General features: G+C 72.1%; 18 protein-coding genes. 5 read left to right on the plus strand and 13 right to left on the minus strand.

What is annotated here, in order from left to right; translation table 11 throughout:
* Nucleotides 1–19: 19 nt before the first annotated feature.
* Both J3486_RS10705 and J3486_RS10710 read left to right on the plus strand, forming a co-directional pair.
* Complete coding sequence (locus J3486_RS10705) at nucleotides 20–880, plus strand: 3-hydroxybutyryl-CoA dehydrogenase (protein ID WP_267878181.1); 861 nt, start codon at nucleotides 20–22, stop codon at nucleotides 878–880.
* Between the two features lie 194 nt (nucleotides 881–1,074).
* Nucleotides 1,075–1,332, plus strand: a complete 258-nt coding sequence (locus J3486_RS10710; protein WP_207819972.1) for a hypothetical protein — start codon at nucleotides 1,075–1,077, stop codon at nucleotides 1,330–1,332.
* A gap of 23 nt (nucleotides 1,333–1,355) precedes the next feature.
* On the opposite strand, the gene J3486_RS10715 is transcribed toward J3486_RS10710, so the two are convergent.
* The 10 genes from J3486_RS10715 to infC form a co-directional block, all read right to left on the minus strand.
* On the minus strand, nucleotides 1,356–1,886 hold the full coding sequence (locus tag J3486_RS10715; RefSeq protein ID WP_207819973.1) for an NUDIX hydrolase: 531 nt from the start codon (nucleotides 1,884–1,886) through the stop codon (nucleotides 1,356–1,358).
* A gap of 73 nt (nucleotides 1,887–1,959) precedes the next feature.
* Nucleotides 1,960–3,300, minus strand: a complete 1,341-nt coding sequence (locus J3486_RS10720) for a transcriptional regulator (RefSeq protein WP_207819974.1) — start codon at nucleotides 3,298–3,300, stop codon at nucleotides 1,960–1,962.
* A 261-nt stretch (nucleotides 3,301–3,561) separates the two neighbouring features.
* On the minus strand, nucleotides 3,562–4,581 hold the full coding sequence (locus J3486_RS10725; protein ID WP_207820278.1) for a PP2C family protein-serine/threonine phosphatase: 1,020 nt from the start codon (nucleotides 4,579–4,581) through the stop codon (nucleotides 3,562–3,564).
* 291 nt (nucleotides 4,582–4,872) lie between these two features.
* The gene (gene pheT, locus J3486_RS10730) at nucleotides 4,873–7,374 is read right to left on the minus strand and encodes a phenylalanine--tRNA ligase subunit beta (protein ID WP_207819975.1); all 2,502 of its coding nucleotides are present in this window, start codon (nucleotides 7,372–7,374) and stop codon (nucleotides 4,873–4,875) included.
* Nucleotides 7,374–8,510: a phenylalanine--tRNA ligase subunit alpha gene (pheS, locus tag J3486_RS10735; RefSeq protein WP_207819976.1), complete on the minus strand. Its 1,137-nt coding sequence runs from the start codon at nucleotides 8,508–8,510 to the stop codon at nucleotides 7,374–7,376. The genes pheT and pheS overlap by 1 nt, the downstream gene beginning before the upstream one ends.
* A gap of 140 nt (nucleotides 8,511–8,650) precedes the next feature.
* Nucleotides 8,651–9,799 (minus strand): ATP-binding protein, encoded by a 1,149-nt coding sequence (locus J3486_RS10740; protein WP_207819977.1) that lies wholly within the window; start codon nucleotides 9,797–9,799, stop codon nucleotides 8,651–8,653.
* 48 nt (nucleotides 9,800–9,847) lie between these two features.
* On the minus strand, nucleotides 9,848–10,690 hold the full coding sequence (locus tag J3486_RS10745; protein WP_207819978.1) for an RNA methyltransferase: 843 nt from the start codon (nucleotides 10,688–10,690) through the stop codon (nucleotides 9,848–9,850).
* A 172-nt stretch (nucleotides 10,691–10,862) separates the two neighbouring features.
* The gene (gene rplT / locus J3486_RS10750) at nucleotides 10,863–11,249 is read right to left on the minus strand and encodes a 50S ribosomal protein L20 (RefSeq protein WP_189976603.1); all 387 of its coding nucleotides are present in this window, start codon (nucleotides 11,247–11,249) and stop codon (nucleotides 10,863–10,865) included.
* Between the two features lie 96 nt (nucleotides 11,250–11,345).
* Complete coding sequence (rpmI, locus tag J3486_RS10755) at nucleotides 11,346–11,540, minus strand: 50S ribosomal protein L35 (RefSeq protein WP_003977225.1); 195 nt, start codon at nucleotides 11,538–11,540, stop codon at nucleotides 11,346–11,348.
* Nucleotides 11,541–11,663: 123 nt separating this feature from the next.
* Entirely contained in the window at nucleotides 11,664–12,356 is a 693-nt protein-coding gene (gene infC, locus J3486_RS10760) for a translation initiation factor IF-3 (protein ID WP_207819979.1), read from the minus strand.
* Between the two features lie 348 nt (nucleotides 12,357–12,704).
* On the opposite strand from infC, the gene J3486_RS10765 reads away from it, so the two are divergent.
* Nucleotides 12,705–13,076 carry a DUF1844 domain-containing protein gene (locus J3486_RS10765; RefSeq protein WP_207819980.1) on the plus strand — a complete coding sequence of 124 codons (372 nt, stop codon included), beginning with the start codon at nucleotides 12,705–12,707 and terminating at the stop codon, nucleotides 13,074–13,076.
* Between the two features lie 17 nt (nucleotides 13,077–13,093).
* On the opposite strand, the gene J3486_RS10770 is transcribed toward J3486_RS10765, so the two are convergent.
* A complete protein-coding gene (locus tag J3486_RS10770; RefSeq protein WP_207819981.1) occupies nucleotides 13,094–13,873 on the minus strand; it encodes an SseB family protein in 780 nt (259 codons plus the stop codon).
* 96 nt (nucleotides 13,874–13,969) lie between these two features.
* Here J3486_RS10770 and J3486_RS10775 point away from each other — a divergent pair, with 96 nt between their 5' ends.
* Nucleotides 13,970–14,923 carry a serine hydrolase gene (locus tag J3486_RS10775; protein ID WP_207819982.1) on the plus strand — a complete coding sequence of 318 codons (954 nt, stop codon included), beginning with the start codon at nucleotides 13,970–13,972 and terminating at the stop codon, nucleotides 14,921–14,923.
* Here J3486_RS10775 and mycP read toward each other — a convergent pair.
* Nucleotides 14,907–16,067, minus strand: coding sequence for a type VII secretion-associated serine protease mycosin (gene mycP / locus J3486_RS10780; RefSeq protein ID WP_207819983.1), 1,161 nt, complete (start codon nucleotides 16,065–16,067; stop codon nucleotides 14,907–14,909). The two genes, J3486_RS10775 and mycP, sit on opposite strands and share 17 nt — an antisense overlap.
* Complete coding sequence (locus J3486_RS10785) at nucleotides 16,064–17,473, minus strand: hypothetical protein (RefSeq protein WP_229377822.1); 1,410 nt, start codon at nucleotides 17,471–17,473, stop codon at nucleotides 16,064–16,066. The genes mycP and J3486_RS10785 overlap by 4 nt, the downstream gene beginning before the upstream one ends.
* 139 nt (nucleotides 17,474–17,612) lie before the next feature.
* On the opposite strand from J3486_RS10785, the gene J3486_RS10790 reads away from it, so the two are divergent.
* Nucleotides 17,613–18,815: an amino acid deaminase/aldolase gene (locus tag J3486_RS10790; protein ID WP_207819984.1), complete on the plus strand. Its 1,203-nt coding sequence runs from the start codon at nucleotides 17,613–17,615 to the stop codon at nucleotides 18,813–18,815.
* The last annotated feature ends 9 nt before the right edge of the window (nucleotides 18,816–18,824 follow it).

An 18,824-nucleotide genomic window follows, 5' to 3' on the forward strand; every position in this document is an offset into this window, starting at 1 on the left:
GCACGAGGTGACGGACGCCTTGACTGACATCACACGCGTCGGAGTGGTGGGCTGTGGCCAGATGGGCGCCGGCATCGCGGAGGTGTGCGCCCGCAGCGGACTCGACGTGAAGGTCGCCGAGACCACCGGTGAGGCCCTGGAGATCGGCCGCACCCGGCTGCTCAACTCCCTCGCGAAGGCGGCGTCCCGCGGCAAGATCAGCGAGGAGGAGCTGGCGGCCACGCAGGCCCGCCTCACCTTCACCACGGACCTGGGCGAGTTCGCCGACCGTGACCTCACGATCGAGGCGGTCGTGGAGAACGAGCAGGTCAAGACGGAGATCTTCCAGATCCTCGACCAGGTCGTGACCCGCCCGGACGCGATCTTGGCCTCCAACACCTCGTCCATCCCGCTGGTGAAGCTGGCCGTGGCGACGTCGCGCCCCGACCACGTCATCGGTATCCACTTCTTCAACCCGGCCCCGGTGCAGAAGCTCGTCGAGCTGATCCCGGCCCTGACCACGTCCGAGGGCACGATCAGCCGCGCCCAGGCGCTGGTCGAGAAGATCCTCGGCAAGCACGCGATCCGCGCCCAGGACCGCTCGGGCTTCGTGGTCAACGCGCTGCTCGTGCCGTACCTGCTCTCCTCCATCCGGATGTTCGAGTCGGGCATCGCCAGCCGCGAGGACATCGACAACGGCATGGAGCTGGGCTGCGCCCACCCGATGGGCCCGCTCAAGCTCTCCGACCTGATCGGCCTGGACACGATCGCGTCGATCGCGGACTCGATGTACGCCGAGTACAAGGAGCCGCTGTACGCCGCTCCTCCGCTGCTCCAGCGGATGGTCGACGCGGGCCGCCTCGGCCGCAAGTCGGGGTCGGGCTTCTACACCTACGCCTGATCACACTCCGTACTCGCAAACGGGCCCGCTGTCCGAAGACACCGTCTTCGGAACACCGGGCCCGTTCTTTTCGCACGGGGTGCGCGCGACTGACTCGCATATGCCCATCGCACACGCTCCCGCCGCGTCCACCAGGCGAGTTGACTTCCGGTGCGCACAACAGGGATGTGCCGACTACGGAAAGGAGCCGACTCGTGACCACCGACCCGGAGCATCCCGTGGTCCCAGAAGAACTCGCAGAGTTACGCCGTGTCTTCGAGGTCGGACTGACCCGGATCGACGGTGAACTGGCCCTGCTCGCTCATCGCGACGACCAGACCGTCAAGGATCACGATGAACTGAACGCGCGGATCACCGCCTTGGAGCACACCCGCTGGCCCTTGCCCACGGTCGCCGCGCTGGCCGCGGTGGGAGCCGTCGCCGTCGCGGTCTGGCAGGCGCTCGGGCGCTGAGGCGCCCACGGCTCAGCGGGAGTTCAGCCGAGCCTGAGATGGTGCAGGAGCAAGAGCGCGGCCGCCATGTTGGCGGCCGGGACCTCTCCGCGGGCGAGCATGTCGGGGACGAGTTTGAGCGGGACCCATTCCCTGCGGTCCGACTCGAAATCGTCCTGGGGGTGGCCGATGTACGTTGCCTCGTCGGTCCAGTAGATGTGGTGCCGGGCGTCCGTCAGACCGTTGGACGGTTCGACGGTCATCAGGTGCCGCAGCGGTCCCGGCCGCCAGCCGGTCTCCTCCTCCAGTTCTCGGGCGGCCGCGTACGCGATGTCCTCGCCGTCCTCGACCACTCCCGCGGCGAGCTCCCAGCCCCAGCTGTCGGTGATGAAGCGGTGCCGCCACAGCAGGAGCACCTCGTCCGCGTCGTTGACCACCGTCGCGACCGCGACGGGGCGAAGCCGTATGAGGAAGTGGTCGAGGTGCCGGCCGTCCGGGAGTTCGACGTCTGCCAGGTTGACGCTGAACCACCGGTTTTCATACACAGTTTGTTCGTTCTGTTTCGTCCACTGCACGGTTCTGCCACCTTCCGTCGAGTTGATGGCAATATCGCAGCAGTGGGGTGAACGAGCGCCCACCGAAAAGGGCTCAGAGCGGTACGCGCAGTGCCCCGTCGATGAGTTCGGCGGCTTCGGCCGTACCGGCGCAGCCGCTGCGCACCAGGTGCTCGCGTACCGCCCGGAGTCTGTCGCGCAACCGCTGGGACTCCATCCCCCGCGCGGCCTCGGCCATCTGGACCGCGGTCTCGACGGCCTGGTCCGCGTTGCCCTGCCGGAGCTGGATCTGGCTGAGAACCGCGAGCCGGTGCACACGGCCGCGGTCGTGGGCCGGGGTGTGCACGGCCTCGGTGGCGTGCTCCTTGGCGCCGACGTAGTCGCCGAGGCTCAACAGGGCCTCCGCGACCTGGACGTTGACGAATCCGGGCTGCACGTACCCGGTCTCGTCCGGCTCGTGTCCGCGCCGGATCCGGTCGGCGGCGGACTCGGCACGCCGGATGCACTCCAGCGCGCTGGTGCCGTCACCGAGGTGTGCGTACGCCTTGGCCTGCATCGCGTACAGATCGGAGGCGAGTGCGGGCGTGATGTGCCGCCCTGCGGCGCGCAGCGCGGCCTCCGCGAAGGCGACGGCCTGCCGGTACTCGCGCATGTGCAGCGACTGGTTGACCAGCAGCGCTATGACGTACGCGCCGAGGCCCCGGTCCCCGCTGGCCTTCGCGAGTCTCAGTGCCTGGTGGAAGTAGCGCTGGGCGAGGCCGTGCGCGTCCGAGTCGTAGGCGCAGATCCCCGCGATGGCCACCAACCCGCCGGTGGCGCGGTGGAGTTGGCGTCCCGTCTCGTCGGTGTAGCTGCCGCGCAGCAGGGGCGCCGCCTCGCTGTTGAGGAAGCCGACGATCCGGATCCGGGTCGCGATGCCGCCCGCCTTGCGGTACATCTGCTCGTAGTGCGTGCGGGCCGAACGCATCATCTCCAGGTCGGCGAGGCTGACCTGGTGGCGTCCGCCGCGGGAGACGTCGGTGTCCTCCGGCGGGTTCTCCCACTCCCACACCGGCATCACGGCCGGGGTGCCGGTGACCGCGGGCGCGTCCAGGATGTGCCGGCGCTGCTGCTGGTCCGAACGCCACAGCGCGGTGGCCCGCTCCACGAACCCGGACAGCGTCCCGTTGTGCGGGACCGCCGGCTCCCCCGGGATGCCGAGGCCGATGTCGTCGAGCGTGACGTGCCGCTGGAGCCGGGCGGCGAGCACCTCGCAGATCAGGTCGGGCACCTGCCCTCGCGGACGCTGCCCCTTCAACCACCGCGCCACGGCGGTGTGTTCGTACCTCAGGGAGAGTCCGCGGGCCTTGCCCGCCTGGTTCACATGGGCGGCGAGACCCGCATGGGAGATCCCGGCCTCGTCGAGAATCGCGTCGAGCAGGGTGTTGGGCTGCATGGATGCCCTCCGTTGGCTCGGTGTCGCCAGGGTAGTCCAGGCCACTTCACACGGGGTGTGATCGGAATACCCAACTCCGGCCTCTATGCGCACTGTTGTGGCCGGTTTCGACCCGCTTGACTGAACTGCCTCGCAAGAGGCCGGCCGGGCCGCCGGCTCCCCCTCGTACAGTGCGGCGGCCCGCACCCGCGCCGTCCGCCCGCTCGCCTGCCCGACACTCCGCGGCGGGCGGACGGCGCGCCCCCGGGAGGCGGTGCGATGTCAGGGAACCTTGTGCACGGTGCGCCCCAAGGGCCCGCCGTGCTGGACCGGGACGCGTCTGCGGTCGTTGCGGAGCACGAGCATGGCCGCGTCGTCGCTGATCCGCCCGCCGATATGGCCGAGCAGCCGGCCGTACACGGCGTGGATGACAGCCGCCGGCACGACGGCCCTGCGCCGCACGGCGTCGGTGAGGGCGGCCTGGAACGGAAAGAACCGGCCATGCGCGTCCCGGGCGTCCTCGATGCCGTCGGTGTGCAGCAGGAGGCCCTCGCCCGGCAGGATCCGCCCGCACCGCACGGGCACGAGCTCCGGTGGCAGCGGGAACGGGCCGAGCGGCGGCATCGGATCACCGGTCATCGGCTCGACGCACCGCACGGCGCCCGGACGCAGCAGGTACGGCCACGGGTGACCGCAGTTGAGCGCGTGCACGACGCCGTCCTGCCGGATCTCCAGGAGCAGCACGGTCACGAACTCCTCGGCGAGCGGACTCTCGGGCTCCCCGCGCCCGGCGGCCGGGTGCTCGTCGCGCGAGCGCTGTCGCAGGTGCCGGGCGTGCGCCCGCTCCAGCCGTCGCAGCACACCGCCGAGGTCCGGCTCGTCGTGGGCGGCCTCGCGAAAACTGCCGAGCACGGCGCCGACGGTGGCCAGCGCGGCGAGCCCATGGCCGCGTACGTCCCCCATGACGACCCGGACGCCGTGATCGGTGGCCACGACGTCGTACAGATCGCCGCCGACGCTGGCACCCGGGTCGGCGGAGAGCTGTCCCGCGGCGAGCGCGAGGCCGTCGAGGCGCGGCGGAAGCGGCCGCAGGAGCACCGACTGCGCGGCGCCCGCGACCGCCCTGGCCTCCTTCAGCTCACGCATCAGCCCGTGCCGGACGTGGAGTATCAGCCCGGTGCCCACCACGAAGAAGACGGCACTGGTGACGATCCGCGCACCCAGGCCGTTCTGCTGCGCGAGCGGGCAGGCGAGCTTGTACGAGATGGCGACCGCGCCCCAGACGGTGGGCAGGCCCAGCATCAGCGCCCGGCGGAGGCGCAGGGGGTCGGTGCGGGCGGCTTCGAGGAGCCGCGAGCGGAGGGTGGGGAGGGTGATGGGGAAGACTCGGGTGGGCGCCCTGGTCTTGGAACGAATCATGCCGACGGCCCCCTAGGCCCTGTTCAGCGGGCGCACCGGTCGGCCCGGCGGCCGCCTTGATTCTTGCGACAGGGTGGCCCGGTCGGACCAGATCGCCGAGATTCCTCACCCGAACGAGTGAGGGGCGCACCCGGTGTCCCGGGTGCGCCCCTCAACTGCGTCCTACCTGCGCCGTTATGCGCCGCGCAGGACCGCGCCCGTGCGCTCGGCGGCCAGGGCCACCGCGGCGTCGCGGGCCGCGGACGCCTCGTCGACGGTCAGCGTGCGGTCGGCGGCGCGGAAGCGCAGCGCGTACGCGAGCGACTTCTTGCCGTCGCCGAGCTGCTCGGCGTTCTCGTAGACGTCGAACAGGCGGAGGGACTCCAGGAGTTCACCGGCGCCCTCGCGCAGCACCTTCTCGACCTCGGCGGCCGGGACGGTCCGGTCGACGACGAGTGCGACGTCCTGCGTGGCGACGGGGAACGTGGAGATCCGCGGCGCCTGCACCGCGCCCGTGGACGCCTGCTCGACGAGGTCGAGCTCGATCTCCATGGCGCAGGTGCGCTCGGGCAGGTGCATCGCCTTGACGACGCGCGGGTGCAGCTCACCGGCGTGGCCGACCAGCTGCTCGCCCACGTACAGGGCGGCGCAGCGGCCCGGGTGCCACGGCTCGTGCTGGTCGGCGCGGACGGTCAGCTCGACACCGGCCTCCGCGGCGACGGCGCGGGCCGCCTCGATGGCGTCCGCCCAGGTCGCCGGGGTGCCCTTGCCCCACCAGCCGGCCTGCTCGCGGGCGCCCGCGAGGACGACGGCGACGCGGCGCGGCTGGCGCGGCAGCGCGGTGGTGAGCTCGGCGATCTCCTCGTCGGTGGGCCTGCGGTCCACCGGGAGGCGCACGGCCTTGTGCTCGTTCCCGGTCGGCCGGAAGACGAGGCCCGTCTCGAAGAGCGCCAGGTCGTGGCTGCCGCGTCCGTCGTTGCGGCGCAGCGCGCCGAGCAGGCCCGGCAGCAGCGTCGTACGGAGCGAGGGCTCCTCGTCGGAGAGCGGGTTGACCAGGTCGACGGTGACGCGGCGCGGGTCGTCCTGCTCCAGGCCCAGCTGGTCGAGGACGGCCTGCCCGATGAACGGGTAGTTCAGGGCCTCGACGTAACCGGCACCGGCGAGGGCGCGGCCCACACGGCGGTGCAGCCGCTGGCGATCGGTCAGGCCACGGCCGGCCGGGGGCTTCGGCAGCGTGGAGGGCAGGTTCTCGTAGCCCTCAAGACGGATGACCTCTTCGGCCAGGTCGTTCGGGTCGGTCATGTCGGGCCGCCAGGACGGCACGGTGACGACCAGCTCGTCCTGGCCGTAGACGTCACAGCCGACTTCCTGGAGACGGCGCACGACGGTCTCACGGCCGTACGCGACGCCCGCGACCTTGTCCGGGTGGTCGGCCGGGATGGTGATGGTGCGCGGGGCACCCGGCGCGATGACCTCGGTGACGCCCTCGTCCGCGGTACCGCCGGCGAGCAGCACCAGCAGGTCGGCGACGCGCTGGGCGGCGGCCGACGTGGCCTGCGGGTCGACACCGCGCTCGTAGCGCTTGGACGCCTCGGAGGACAGCTTGTGGCGGCGGGCGGTGCGGGCGATGGTGATCGCGTCGAAGTGCGCGGCCTCGATGACGACGTCGGTCGTGCCCGCGTCGGCCTCGTGGTCGGCGATCTCCGTGTTGGCACCGCCCATGACGCCGGCGAGGCCGATCGGCCCGTTGTCGTCGACGATGACCAGGTCCTCGGCGTCCAGCGTGCGCTTGACGCCGTCGAGGGTGGTGATCTCCTCGCCCTGCTGCGCCCGGCGCACGCCGATCGCGCCCTGGACGAGCGAACGGTCGTACGTGTGCAGGGGCTGGCCCAGCTCCAGCATCACGTAGTTGGCGACGTCGACCGCGAGCGAGATCGGACGCATGCCGGCCTTCTGCAGGCGGCGCTGCAGCCAGATCGGCGAGCGGGCCTCGGGGCTCAGACCGGTGACGGTGCGCGCGGTGAAGCGGTCGCAGCCGATCGGGTCGGAGACCTTGACCGGGAACCCGTTCGCGTTCGGCGCCGGGACGTCGAGGAGCGCCGGGTCGCGCAGCGGAAGGCCGTACGCGATGGCGGTCTCGCGGGCGATGCCGCGCATCGACAGGCAGTAGCCGCGGTCGGGCGTGACGGCGATGTCGAGCACCTCGTCCACGAGCTCCAGGAGCTCGATGGCGTCGGTGCCGGCCTCGTGCTCCGGCGGCAGCACGATGATGCCGTGCGTGCCGTCGTCGCCCATGCCGAGCTCGTCGGTGGAGCAGATCATGCCGTGCGAGGTCTTGCCGTACGTCTTGCGCGCGGCGATCGCGAAGCCGCCGGGCAGCTCGGCGCCGGGCAGCACGACGACGACCTTGTCGCCGACCTGGAAGTTCCGGGCGCCACAGACGATCTCCTGCGGCTCACCCGTGCCGTTGGCCTGGCCGACGTCGACCGTGCAGAAGCGGATCGGCTTCTTGAAGCCTTCGAGCTCCTCGATGGTCAGCACCTGGCCGACGACGAGGGGGCCCTTGAGGTCGGCGCCGAGCTGCTCGACGGTCTCGACCTCAAGGCCGACGCCGACGAGCTTGGCCTGCACGTCGCGGCCGGTCTCAGTGGCGGGGAGGTCGACGTACTCCCGCAGCCAGGAAAGCGGGACCCGCATCAGATCTCCATCCCGAACGGCCGGGTGAACCGGACGTCACCCTCGACCATGTCTCGCATGTCTTCGACGTTGTGGCGGAACATCAGCATCCGCTCGATGCCGAACCCGAAGGCGAATCCGCTGTACTTCTCGGGGTCGACGCCGCAGGCCGTCAGGACCCGCGGGTTGACCATGCCGCAGCCGCCCAGCTCGATCCAGCCCTCGCTGCCGCAGGTGCGGCACGGACGGTCCGGGTTGCCGACGGACTCGCCGCGGCAGACGTAGCAGACCATGTCCATCTCGGCGGACGGCTCGGTGAACGGGAAGTAGTTCGGCCGCAGGCGCGTCTTCATGTCGTCGCCGAAGAGCGCCTTGACCATGTGGTCGAGGGTGCCCTTCAGGTCGGCCATGGTCAGGCCCTCGTCGACGGCCAGCAGCTCGATCTGGTGGAAGACCGGGGTGTGCGTGGCGTCGAGCTCGTCGGTGCGGAAGACGCGGCCGGGGCAGACGATGTAGACGGGCGGCTCACGGTCGAGCAGCGCGCGGGCCTGCACCGGGGACGTGTGCGTGCGCAGCACGACGCCGGACTCGTCGCCGACCGTCTTCTCGCGGCCCTCGGGCCCGGCGACGAAGAACGTGTCCTGCATCTGCCGCGCCGGGTGGTCCGGCGTGAAGTTCAGGGCGTCGAAGTTGAACCACTCGGCCTCGACCTCGGGGCCCTCGGCGATCTCGTATCCCATGGACACGAAGACGTCGGCGACGCGCTCCATCATCGTCGTCAGCGGGTGGCGGGCACCGGCGGGCGTGCGGTCGTAGGGCAGCGTGACGTCCACGGCCTCCTCGACCAGGACGCGCGCGTCGCGCTCGGCCTCCAGCTCGACCTGGCGGGCGGCGAGGCCCCGGCCCACGGCGGCGCGGGCCTGGCCGACGAGCTTGCCGGCCGCGGCCTTGGCCTGCGGGGGCAGCGCGCCGATCTCGCGGTTGGCGAGCGACAGCGGCGAGGTGCCGCCGGTGTGCGCGACCTTCGCCTCCTGAAGCGCGTCGAGCGAGTCCGCGGCGGCGAAGGCGGCGAGCGCCTCGTCCCGGACGCGCTCGATCTCTTCCGGTTTCAGTGCCTCGACCTCGACAGGGTCGTACGACTTGTTCGGTGCCGACATCTCTTCCCGTGCTTCCGATTGGCTGGCTGATGGGTCCCGCAGACGCGTTCGACGGCTGTCTCGTGGCAGGGACGCAAACGTGCCAAAGGACGAGTCTAACGGGGGTGAGGTGTGCGAATGCGCCCGTGGGGGCCCTGCGCTCAGCTGGTGAGATACGCGGGTGCCCCGACGGGCAGCATAAATCGGAACTCGGCGCCGCCACCGGGCGCCCGGCCGACGGTGATGCTCCCGCCGTGGGCCTCGACGATGCCCTTGACGATGTAGAGGCCGAGGCCGGTGCCACCGCGCTTGCTGCCCCGCCAGAAGCGGGTGAAGACGCGGTTCATGGACTCCTCCGGGATGCCGGGGCCTTCGTCGCTCACGGTGACCGACGTGCCGGACGGTTCTGTGGGTGCGGCGGGTTCGATGGCAATCGTGACGGATCCTTCGCCGTGCCGCACGGCGTTTTCCAGCAGATTGCTGAGTACCTGGTCGACCTTGTCGGGGTCGGCCCACAGATCGGGCAGCGGCTGCTCGACGCGGAGCAGAAAACGGTCGGCGGCCTGCCCCGAAGCCACATGGGCCTGGATGTGGCGGGAGACGGCGGCGGCGATGTCGACGGGCTGGCGGCGCACTTCGAGGCGACCGGAATCGATCCGCGAGATGTCGAGCAGCTCGGCGATCAGCCGGGTCACGCGGTTGGCGTCGGCGTCGACGGTCTCCAGCATCAGCCGCTTCTGCTCGTCCGTGAACCGCTCCCACTTGGCGAGCAGTGTCGCGGTGAACCCCTTGACCGAGGTCAGCGGCGAGCGCAGTTCGTGCGCGACCGTCGCGATCAGCTCGGCGTGACTGCGCTCGGTGCGGCGCCTGGCCTCGGTGTCCCGGATCGAGACGACGACCCGGCGCACCGGTCCGGTCGGCCTGCCGCGCACATAGCGCGCGGTGACCAGGACCTCCCGCCCGCCCGGCAGCAGCAGATTGCGCTCGGGCTGGCCGACGCGGGTGGCGAGCCCCCCGTACGGATCCGTCAGCTGCCACCAGCGACGGCCTTCGAGATCCTCCAAGGGCAGGGCGCGCTCCAGCGGTGAGCCGAGGGCGCGCTCGCGCGGGACGGCGGTGATCCGCTCGGCGGCGGCGTTGAAGCAGACGACGTGCCCGCTCTCGTCGGCGACGACGAGTCCGTCGGGCAGATCGTCGGGCTGGACGCCGAGGCCGCCGAGATCGCCGAGATCGTCGAGGCCGCACCGGGGTGAGCCAGGGCCTGCGTGCCCCTGCGCTCCGCGTGTGCTGCTCGTGCCGACGACGCTCATCTCCCCGTGTCCCACCTCTTGGCCTGTGGCTCCGAGGAGGTCACCCTACTAGCTGTCCGTGACGGAACGGCACCCTCCGGGGGCGCGCTGTGCACGAGCGGAGGCGTACAGGCACACCGCGGCCGCCGTCGCGAGGTTGAGGCTCTCGGCCTTGCCGTGGATGGGGACGCGCACGACGGCGTCCGCGAGCGCGCGGGTCTCCTCGGGCAGGCCCCACGCCTCGTTGCCGAAGATCCAGGCGGTCGGGGTGCCCATGGTGCCCTTGTCGAGCTCGTCGTCGAGGTCGTCGTCGCCCGCGCCGTCGGCGGCGAGGAGGCGCACGCCCGCGTCCTTGAGCCCGGCGACGGCCTGCTCGACGGGGACGCCCACGGCGACCGGCAGATGGAAGAGGGAGCCGACCGACGCCCGTACGGCCTTCGGGTTGTACAGGTCCACCGAGGCGTCAGTGAGGATCACGGCCTCGGCGCCCGCGGCGTCGGCGCAGCGCAGCACGGTCCCGGCGTTCCCGGGGTCCCGTACGTGGGCGAGGACGGCGACGAGCTTGGGCCGCGCCGCGAGAACGTCCTCGAACGGCACGTCCAGGAACCGGCAGACCCCGACGACGCCCTGCGGGGTCACGGTCGTCGAGATGTCGGCGATGACGGCCTCGTCGGCGAGGTGCACGCGGGCGCCGGCGGTGCGGGCCTCCCCCACGATGTCGGCGTACCGCTCCGCGGCCTCGACGGTCGCGAACATCTCCACGAGTCCCCCGTGCGCGGCGGCCTCCCGCACGGCCTGCGGCCCCTCGGCGAGAAACAGCCGCTCCTTGCCCCGGAAGTTCCGCTTGCCGAGCCGCCGGGCGGCGGAGACACGAGGGGACTTGGGAGAGATCAGCTCGGGGGCAGCAACCATGAAACTCACCTGGGAAGACGTGCCCCCTCAGGGGCGCGGGGAACTGCGCGACCAGCCACAACCGGCCCGCGCACGGCACACAACAAACGATGGCAGACGCAACGCCCAACGCACTCGGACCCGCAAGCGGCAAGCTTGCGGGTCCGACATCACATCCGGCTCAGCGGAGCGATCAGGCGGCAGCCTTCGGCGCGTTGACGTCAGCCGGAAGCGCCTTCTGCGCAACCTCGACCAGCGCGGCGAACGCGTTGGAGTCGTTGACGGCCAGCTCCGCGAGGATCTTGCGGTCCACCTCGATGTTGGCGGCCTTCAGACCCTGGATGAGGCGGTTGTACGTCATGCCGTTCTGGCGGGCAGCGGCGTTGATGCGCTGGATCCACAGCTGACGGAAGTCGCCCTTGCGCTTCTTGCGGTCGTTGTAGTTGTAGACCAGGGAGTGGGTGACCTGCTCCTTGGCCTTGCGGTACAGACGCGAACGCTGACCGCGGTAGCCGCTGGCCTGCTCGAGGATCGCCCGACGCTTCTTGTGCGCGTTTACCGCGCGCTTGACGCGTGCCACTTGTTAACTCCTTGTAGCGGGGCCGGGGTTGATGTCACCCGACCCAAGTTCGAATAGTCCCGGTCTAGCTGCGTACGGCGCCGTGGCGCCGCCGCCTCACTTGCCGAGAAGCTTCTTGATCTTCGCGGCGTCGCCCGGGGCCATCTCGGCGTTGCCGGTGAGGCGACGCGTCACACGGGACGACTTGTGCTCGAGCAGGTGGCGCTTGCCGGCACGCTCACGGAGCACCTTGCCGGAGCCGGTGATCTTGAAGCGCTTGCTGGCACCGCTGTGCGACTTGTTCTTCGGCATAGCGCCGTTCTCTCCTCGTCAGTGGCGTTCCCGGCCGGTCCGTGCCAGAGGCGCGAACCGGCCGCGAGGGAACGTCAGTTGTGTCAGTTGGTATCCGTGGCACACAGGCTGTGTGCCACCGGATCATGCCTCGGCAGGAGCCTCGGCGGGGGTCTCGACCTCGGCCTCGACCTCGGCGTCCGCCTCGGCCTCGGCCGCGTTCTGCGACTTGCCGGGGTTGGCCTTCGCGTCGGCCTTGCGGGCGGCCTGCGCCTCGCGGGCCTCGGCCATGGCCTCGGTCTTCTTCTTGTGCGGACCCAGAACCATGATCATGTTCCGGCCGTCCTGCTTCGGGTTCGACTCGACGAAACCGAGGTCCTCGACGTCGTTCGCAAGGCGCTGCAGCAGTCGGTAGCCGAGCTCCGGCCGGGACTGCTCGCGACCACGGAACATGATCGTGATCTTGACCTTGTCGCCCTGCTTGAGGAACCGGACGACGTGACCCTTCTTGGTGTCATAGTCGTGCGGGTCGATCTTCGGCCGGAGCTTCATCTCCTTGATGACCGTGTGCGCCTGGTTCTTGCGCGCCTCACGGGCCTTCATGGCCGACTCGTACTTGAACTTCCCGTAGTCCATGAGCTTGCAGACGGGAGGACGGGCGTTCGCCGCCACCTCGACCAGGTCGAGGTCGTACTCCTGAGCGAGCTCAAGGGCCTTGGCAAGCGGAACAATCCCGACCTGCTCGCCGCTGGGACCGACAAGTCGCACTTCGGGAACGCGAATCCGGTCGTTGATGCGGGGCTCGGCGCTGATGGATCCTCCTCGGTAGCACCACACGACGGCCTGGCGGACCGCCGCGTTACGTCTGTTACGTAAGTACCAACCGCGCCGACACACAAAAAATGCCCCGGACGGTACACATGAGGGGGCTCCTGGAACTACCGGAGCACCGCCACGGTGTAGCCGCGGGGCGCACTATCGGACGGTTCCGTCGTCCGTACGGAACGACGGGGACCGTCTGACCGGTGACCCGCCGCCCTGCTGGGCGGCCAGGTGGGAGATCGGAGCCTCCACTTGTGGGCCGGAGCACGCAGGTGTCCGGCCGGTCGTTACACAAGGTTAGCAGCACTTGGGGGATGCGCCCAACCGAGTGGGCTGTCGGCGGTCGGGCTTATCGTGGGGCGCATGAGTGACGCCACCACCGCAACCGACACCACCGACTCTCCCGACTACGACGCGCTCACCCGCGACATCGCCGAGGTGCCCGCCGTCGAGGTCATCGTGACGGTCGCGGTCAACCTGATGAGCGCCGCCGCGGTGAAGCTCGGCCTCACCGAGGAGGGCGACGCCCACAAGGACCTCGACGAGGCCCGGAAGCTGATCCACGCGCTGGCCGGCCTGCTGGACGGCAGCGCCACGGAGATCAGCTCCTTCCACGCGGCGCCGCTGCGCGACGGTCTGAAGTCGCTGCAGCTCGCCTTCCGCGAGGCCTCGATCGTGCCGGACGAGCCGGGCCAGGGCCCCGGTGAGAAGTACACCGGGCCCATCTACGGCTGATCCCGCTCGACCACGCATCAACCACGTACGTACAAGGGCTCGCCCGGCAGGGTGGCCTCGGCCGGCAGCAGTGCCAGGTCGAGGCCGCGCGCCAGGCGGGCCCTCAGTGTTTCGTCGGCCGCGATGCGCCGGGCCACGGCCCCCGCGGCCGCCTGCACGTCGGCGCCCCCATCCACCACCAGCGCGAGCGTGCCGTCCGCCTGGCCCGGACCGAGGTACGCGCGGGCCACCGCCGGTTCCGCCGCGACGGCTGCGCGGACCGCTTCCCTCACCGCCGGGTCCCGGAGCGGGTCCGCGCTCGTGCGGCCCTCGGCGAGGGCGTACAGGGCGGGGCCCGTGAGCTCGTACGGGACCGGGCCCGCGAGGTCGAGGACGACCGTGTCGGCCTTCTCGTGGGCGGCGGCCTGGAGCGCCTGGTGCAGCGGGACGGCGACCGGGCGGGCCTCCGGGTCCCACAAGGCCAGTGACGCGGTGGACGTGAAGGCCGGGAGCGCGATGCGGGAGCCAGCCCTCAGGGTCGGCACGGCCATGTCGGAGGTCTTCTCGCGGCGCAGGCCGCCCGCCCGTCTCCCACCACCACCCTTGTGTCGAGCTTCGCCCTCCTCCTCGTCGGCCTCCTCGACCTCGCCGAGCACGGCGACCACCGGGACCAGCAGCCGGGCGCCCTTCAGCGCCTCCAGGACCGGGCCGTGGGCCGTGCGGTCGGCCGACCAGGCGGCCAGGGCCTCGGCGAGACGCGGGTCCGCGGAGCCGTCGTCGTCGGAGAAGCCGGAGTCGGGAATGTTCTTGTTCGCCACGATCACCGACCCTACCGAGCGTGCGGCCACACGTTCTCAGCGGACCCTGAGCTGCGACTCATGGTCGTCACAGGAGTGCGCCCGAGCATCGGGGGCATGTCCTCCGGTTCCCGTCGTCGACGCACGCGTGAAGCCCGTCGGCGGCCTCTCTTGTACGCGGCCGTCGCCTCCACGGTGCTGGTCGCCGGCACCGCGGCCACTACGGTCTACGTCAAGGCGCAGGCGCACGACGCGACTGCCCTGGTGTCGCAGGTGTCCACCTCGGGAGGCTCGTCCGTGTCGTCGTCCGCGTCAGCGTCGCCCTCGCCGTCCCCCACCGTCGACCGGGACGCCCTCCTCGCCGAGGCCCTGTCCGGCCAGGGCGGGCACTTCTCCGTCGCCGTGCTCGACGTCGAGAACGGCACGAGCGCGGCCTACGCGTCGGGCTCGGCCGGTGCCACGTACGACACCGCCAGCATCGTGAAGGTCGACATCCTGGCCACGCTGCTGCTGCAGGCGCAGGACGACGGCCGCTCGCTCACCGCGCAGGAGAAGACCTACGCCACCGCGATGATCGAGAACAGCGACAACGCGTCGACGACCGCGCTGTGGGACATCATCGGCAGGGCCGACGGGCTCGACGCCGCGAACGAGCGGCTCGGGCTGACCGGCACCACCGGCGGCGGCGGGCCGCTGTGGGGGCTCACGCAGACCACCGCCACCGATCAACTCGCCCTGCTGCAGCAGGTGTTCGCGGCCGATGACGACGCCGATGCCGTCCTGGACGCCGACGCGCGGACGTACGTCCAGGGGCTGATGGGGAACGTCGAGGCCGATCAGCAGTGGGGCATATCCGCGGCCGGTGACGACGGGCTCGCGATCAAGAACGGGTGGCTGCGGCGGAGCACCACCGGGCTGTGGGACATCAACAGCGTCGGGCGGGTGACCGTCGAAGGGAAGCAGTACCTGGTGGCCGTGGTCTCCGACGGGAGCGCCACCCAGCAGGACGGGATCGATCTCGTGGAGGCCGTGGCGAAGGCCGCCGTGCCGGTGCTCAGCGCCGACGCGTGAGGCGGTGGCCGCGCCACAGGTAGACCGCGGCGCCGAGCAGCGCGACGCCGAAGCCGCCCGCCACCAGGCCCACCCAGGTCGCCTGGCCCGTGGAGTCCGGGTCGTCGGGTCCCGGGCCGAAGTACTTCTCGCCGTACGCGGTCGAGGTCAGGCCCTGCGGCTTCAGCTTCTTCGCCGCGGTGATCGCCGCCGCCGGGTCGATCATGCCGAATCCGCGTGAGTCGTCGCGGCCGCCCGAGGGCGGGTCCTGCGCGGTGTCCTCGACGAGCTTCTTGATCTGGGCCGGGCTCAGGCCCGGGTGCGCGGCGCGGATCAGCGCGACCGCGCCGGAGACGAACGCGGAGGCCGCGCTGGTGCCCCACGCCGAGTAGTACCTGCGGTCCGGGTCGGCGGTGACGATGCCGCGGCCCGGGGCGGCGACGGTGGCGTACCAGCGGCGGGTGGAGAACGAGGCGCGGGTGCCCGTCGAGTCGACGGCGGTGGCGGTGATGACGCCCGGGTAGGCCGCCGGGTAGGAGATGTGGTCGCCCTTCTCGCCGCCGTTGCCCGCCGAGGCGACGACCGAGACGCCCTTCTTCAGCGCGTACTGGATGGCGTCGTCCTCGCTCGCCTCCGCGTGGGCGGTGGACGAGTCGTCGCCGAGCGAGAGGTTGATGACGTCGGCGCCGTGGTCGGCGGCCCAGCGGATGCCGTCGGAGAGGGCGTCGCCGCGGGTCTCGCGGGCCTTGGTGCGGGCCGGGTCGCCGTCCTCCAGGATCACGCGGACGGGCAGGATCGTGGCTTCGGGGGCCACGCCCATCACGCCGTCGCCGCCGTCCTTGCCGTGGCCGTGGCCGGCGATGACGCTGGCGATGGCGGTGCCGTGGCGGGCCCACGGGCGGTCGCCGCGCTCGGCGCCGAAGCCGATGAAGTCCTTGCCGGTGGTGACATTGCCCTTGAGGTCGGGGTGCTGGTCGTCGACGCCGGTGTCCAGGACGGCGACGGTGATGCCCTTGCCCTTGGTGGTGCGCCACGCCTCCTGGGTGTGCAGGGCGGTGAGGCCCCACTGCTGGGCGCGGACCGCGTCGGCGTGCGCCGCGGTGGACGGGAGCACGGCGAGGGCCGCGGCCGTGGCGAGGACGGCGATGCGCTGCCGGTGGTTCATGACGGCTGCTCCGAGGACTGCTTCTGGACCGCTTTGCGCAGGCCGCGTTCGATCCGGTCGGCGATGCCCTGGGCCTCGTGGCCGAGGCCGGCCTGGGCGGGGGCCGTGGTGGCGCCCGACTTCATGGCGTCGGCGGCGGGCTGCGGGTCGGAGACGCCGCGGCCGTCGGCGAAGCCGGAGACGGCGTAGACCACGACCGGGGCGTCGGTGAGGACGTTGATGCTCCACGACGCGCGCTGGGCGTCGCCGAAGCCGGCGGCGGCGGTGCCCTTGGCGGCGTACGGGCGCGGCATGAGGTCGGTGCGCCGGTCCAGGCCCTGGTCGGTGAAGCGGGTGCGCAGCGCCTTGGTCGCCTCCAGGTCGGCCTTGGTGAACAGCAGGCCGACGGTGGTGACGTTGCTCTGGGTGGCGTCCGCGTACGTGGCGCGCAGCAGGCGCAGACAGCCGACGGAGCGCAGCGCCTTGTGCAGCAGCGGGTCGAAGGCGTCGGCGCAGCCGGAGTCGGGGGCGACGGCGATCCGGGTCCAGGTGCGGTCGGCGCCGCCGGGGCCCGCGCCCTCGCCCTTCAGGGTGCGCGGGAAGAGCCGGTCGACGGGGATGCCGTGCCAGAGCTCGCCCGCCTCGTTGTAGGCGCTCTGCGCGGAGACGGTGCCGCTGCCGTCGTCGCCGGTGAGCAGCGAGCCGGTGGCGGCGCCGCCGATCAGGCCGAGGCCCAGCACGAGGCAGGCCGCGGCGGCCGCGGCGCGCGGGGCGAGCCGGGCGCCGACGGGGCGCAGCCGGGTCGTGCTGTCGTCGTAGTGCTCGGGCCGTGCGAACCGCACGAAGGGCCGCCCCGCGGTGCCGGGGACGGGCGTGAGGTCGACGGTGCCGACCGGCCTGCGCGGCGGCGGTGTCGAAGGCGCGGCCGGAACGGGACGCAGCCGGGTGGTGGTCTCCGTGGGGCGGGGCGCCGGGACCTCGGAGGGCAGCGGGCCGGGGTGCGCGGGAGCAGCGCCGCGGGCTGCGGCTGCGTTGCTGCCGGCCGTGCCCGTGGCAGCGCGCGCCCCGGACGGCGACGCGTCGGGCACCCGCGTCGACGCGACCGGCGCCGGAGGCTGCGGCGTGGTCAGGGCGGGCGGCCGGGTGGGCGCGGGGGCCGGGGTGTCGCGGGCGGCCGGCGTGGACGGTGCCGCGGCCGGCGGCGGTGGCGTGGGCTGACGCCCGGGCTCCGGCGGGACGCGGATCGCGCCCGTCGCCGGGGCCGCGTCCGGGAAGCGCGCCGAGGCGGCCGGCGGCGGCGGTGTCGTCGGCAACGGCGGTGCGGTCTCCGGGAGTTCGGCCTCGGGCTGCTGCGCCGCCGGGGGCGGGCCTGCGGGACGCGGGGGCACCGAGGGGCGCGGGGGGACACGTCGGGCGTCCGTGCTCATGCCTCCCCGTTTCCTCAGCCTGCGTGCGCGTCACTCTAACGGGCGTGGCGAGGTCCGGCGGGTTCCGGTCCACGGGCTCGGCCGATCTGCCCGTATCGTCCCCCTACCCTGCGGTAATCGTGTCTGGCAGGCTTCGGCCATGACACCGCGTGCAGCCGATCGCGCCCGTTTCGACCGGGCCACCGCTCACCTCGACGCCCCTCTGGCCGTCGTCGACCTGGACGCCTTCGACGCCAATGCCGACGATCTCGTCCGGCGCGCCGCCGGGAAGCCGATCCGGGTGGCCAGCAAGTCCGTACGCTGCCGGGCCCTGCTGGAGCGGGTGCTGGCCCGCCCCGGGTTCGCGGGGATCATGTCGTTCACGCTGGCCGAGTCGGTCTGGCTGGCACGCTCGGGGTTCGAGGACGTCCTGCTGGCGTATCCGTCGGCGGACCGCGCCGGGTTCGCGGAGCTGGCGCACGACCCGAAGCTGGCCGCCGCGGTGACGGTGATGGTCGACGACCCGGCCCAGCTGCGGCTGATCGACGACGCCAGGGACGGCGGCCGGGAGGAGATCCGGGTCTGCCTGGAGCTGGACACGTCGCTGCGGATGCTCGGCGGGCGGGTGCGGATCGGCGCCCTGCGCTCCCCGCTGCGCACGCCCGGCCAACTCGCCGATCTGGCCCGGGTGGTGGCGCAGCGGCCCGGGTTCCGGCTGGTGGGCATCATGGCGTACGAGGGTCATGTGGCCGGGGTCGGGGACGCGGTGGCGGGGCGGCCCGTGCGGTCGCGGGCGATCCGGCTGATGCAGGCGACGGCGCGCCGGGAGCTCGCGGCGCGGCGCGGCGAGGTGGTGCGGGCCGTGCGCGCGGTGGCCCCCGACCTGGAGTTCGTGAACGGCGGCGGCACGGGCAGTGTGCAGCACACGGCCGCGGAGGCGGCGGTCACCGAGATCGCGGCCGGTTCGGGGCTCTATGTGCCGCGGCTCTTCGACAACTACACGTCGTTCAGCGGGCGTCCGGCGGCCCTGTTCGCGCAGCCGGTCGTGCGCAGGCCGGGGGTGGGGGTCGTCACGGTGCTCGGCGGCGGCTACCCGGCGTCCGGCGCCGCGGGTCCCGACCGGCTGCCGGTGCCGTATCTGCCGGAGGGGCTGCGCTACGACGCGCAGGAGGGCCCCGGCGAGGTGCAGACCCCGCTGCTCGGCGCGGCCGCCGACGATCTGCTGATCGGCGACAAGGTGTGGTTCCGGCACGCGAAGGCGGGTGAGCTGTGCGAGCGGTTCGAGGTGCTGCACCTGGTGTCGGGCGACGCGGTGACGGCGACGGTGCCGACGTACCGGGGCGAGGGCTACACCTTCCTGTGACCCCTCGCC

Source organism: Streptomyces sp. VRA16 Mangrove soil (assembly GCF_017377775.1).
Classification (GTDB): domain Bacteria; phylum Actinomycetota; class Actinomycetes; order Streptomycetales; family Streptomycetaceae; genus Streptomyces.

Coding starts and splice junctions, on each gene's coding strand:
- J3486_RS10720 (WP_207819974.1), bottom strand. CDS start 3,300: ATGCAGCCCAACACCCTGCTCGACGCGATTCTCGACGAGGCCGGGATC.
- J3486_RS10725 (WP_207820278.1), bottom strand. CDS start 4,581: ATGCTGGGCCTGCCCACCGTCTGGGGCGCGGTCGCCATCTCGTACAAG.
- pheT (WP_207819975.1), bottom strand. CDS start 7,374: ATGCGGGTCCCGCTTTCCTGGCTGCGGGAGTACGTCGACCTCCCCGCC.
- pheS (WP_207819976.1), bottom strand. CDS start 8,510: ATGTCGGCACCGAACAAGTCGTACGACCCTGTCGAGGTCGAGGCACTG.
- J3486_RS10740 (WP_207819977.1), bottom strand. CDS start 9,799: ATGAGCGTCGTCGGCACGAGCAGCACACGCGGAGCGCAGGGGCACGCA.
- J3486_RS10745 (WP_207819978.1), bottom strand. CDS start 10,690: ATGGTTGCTGCCCCCGAGCTGATCTCTCCCAAGTCCCCTCGTGTCTCC.
- rpmI (WP_003977225.1), bottom strand. CDS start 11,540: ATGCCGAAGAACAAGTCGCACAGCGGTGCCAGCAAGCGCTTCAAGATC.
- J3486_RS10765 (WP_207819980.1), top strand. CDS start 12,705: ATGAGTGACGCCACCACCGCAACCGACACCACCGACTCTCCCGACTAC.
- J3486_RS10775 (WP_207819982.1), top strand. CDS start 13,970: ATGTCCTCCGGTTCCCGTCGTCGACGCACGCGTGAAGCCCGTCGGCGG.
- mycP (WP_207819983.1), bottom strand. CDS start 16,067: ATGAACCACCGGCAGCGCATCGCCGTCCTCGCCACGGCCGCGGCCCTC.
- J3486_RS10785 (WP_229377822.1), bottom strand. CDS start 17,473: ATGAGCACGGACGCCCGACGTGTCCCCCCGCGCCCCTCGGTGCCCCCG.
- J3486_RS10790 (WP_207819984.1), top strand. CDS start 17,613: ATGACACCGCGTGCAGCCGATCGCGCCCGTTTCGACCGGGCCACCGCT.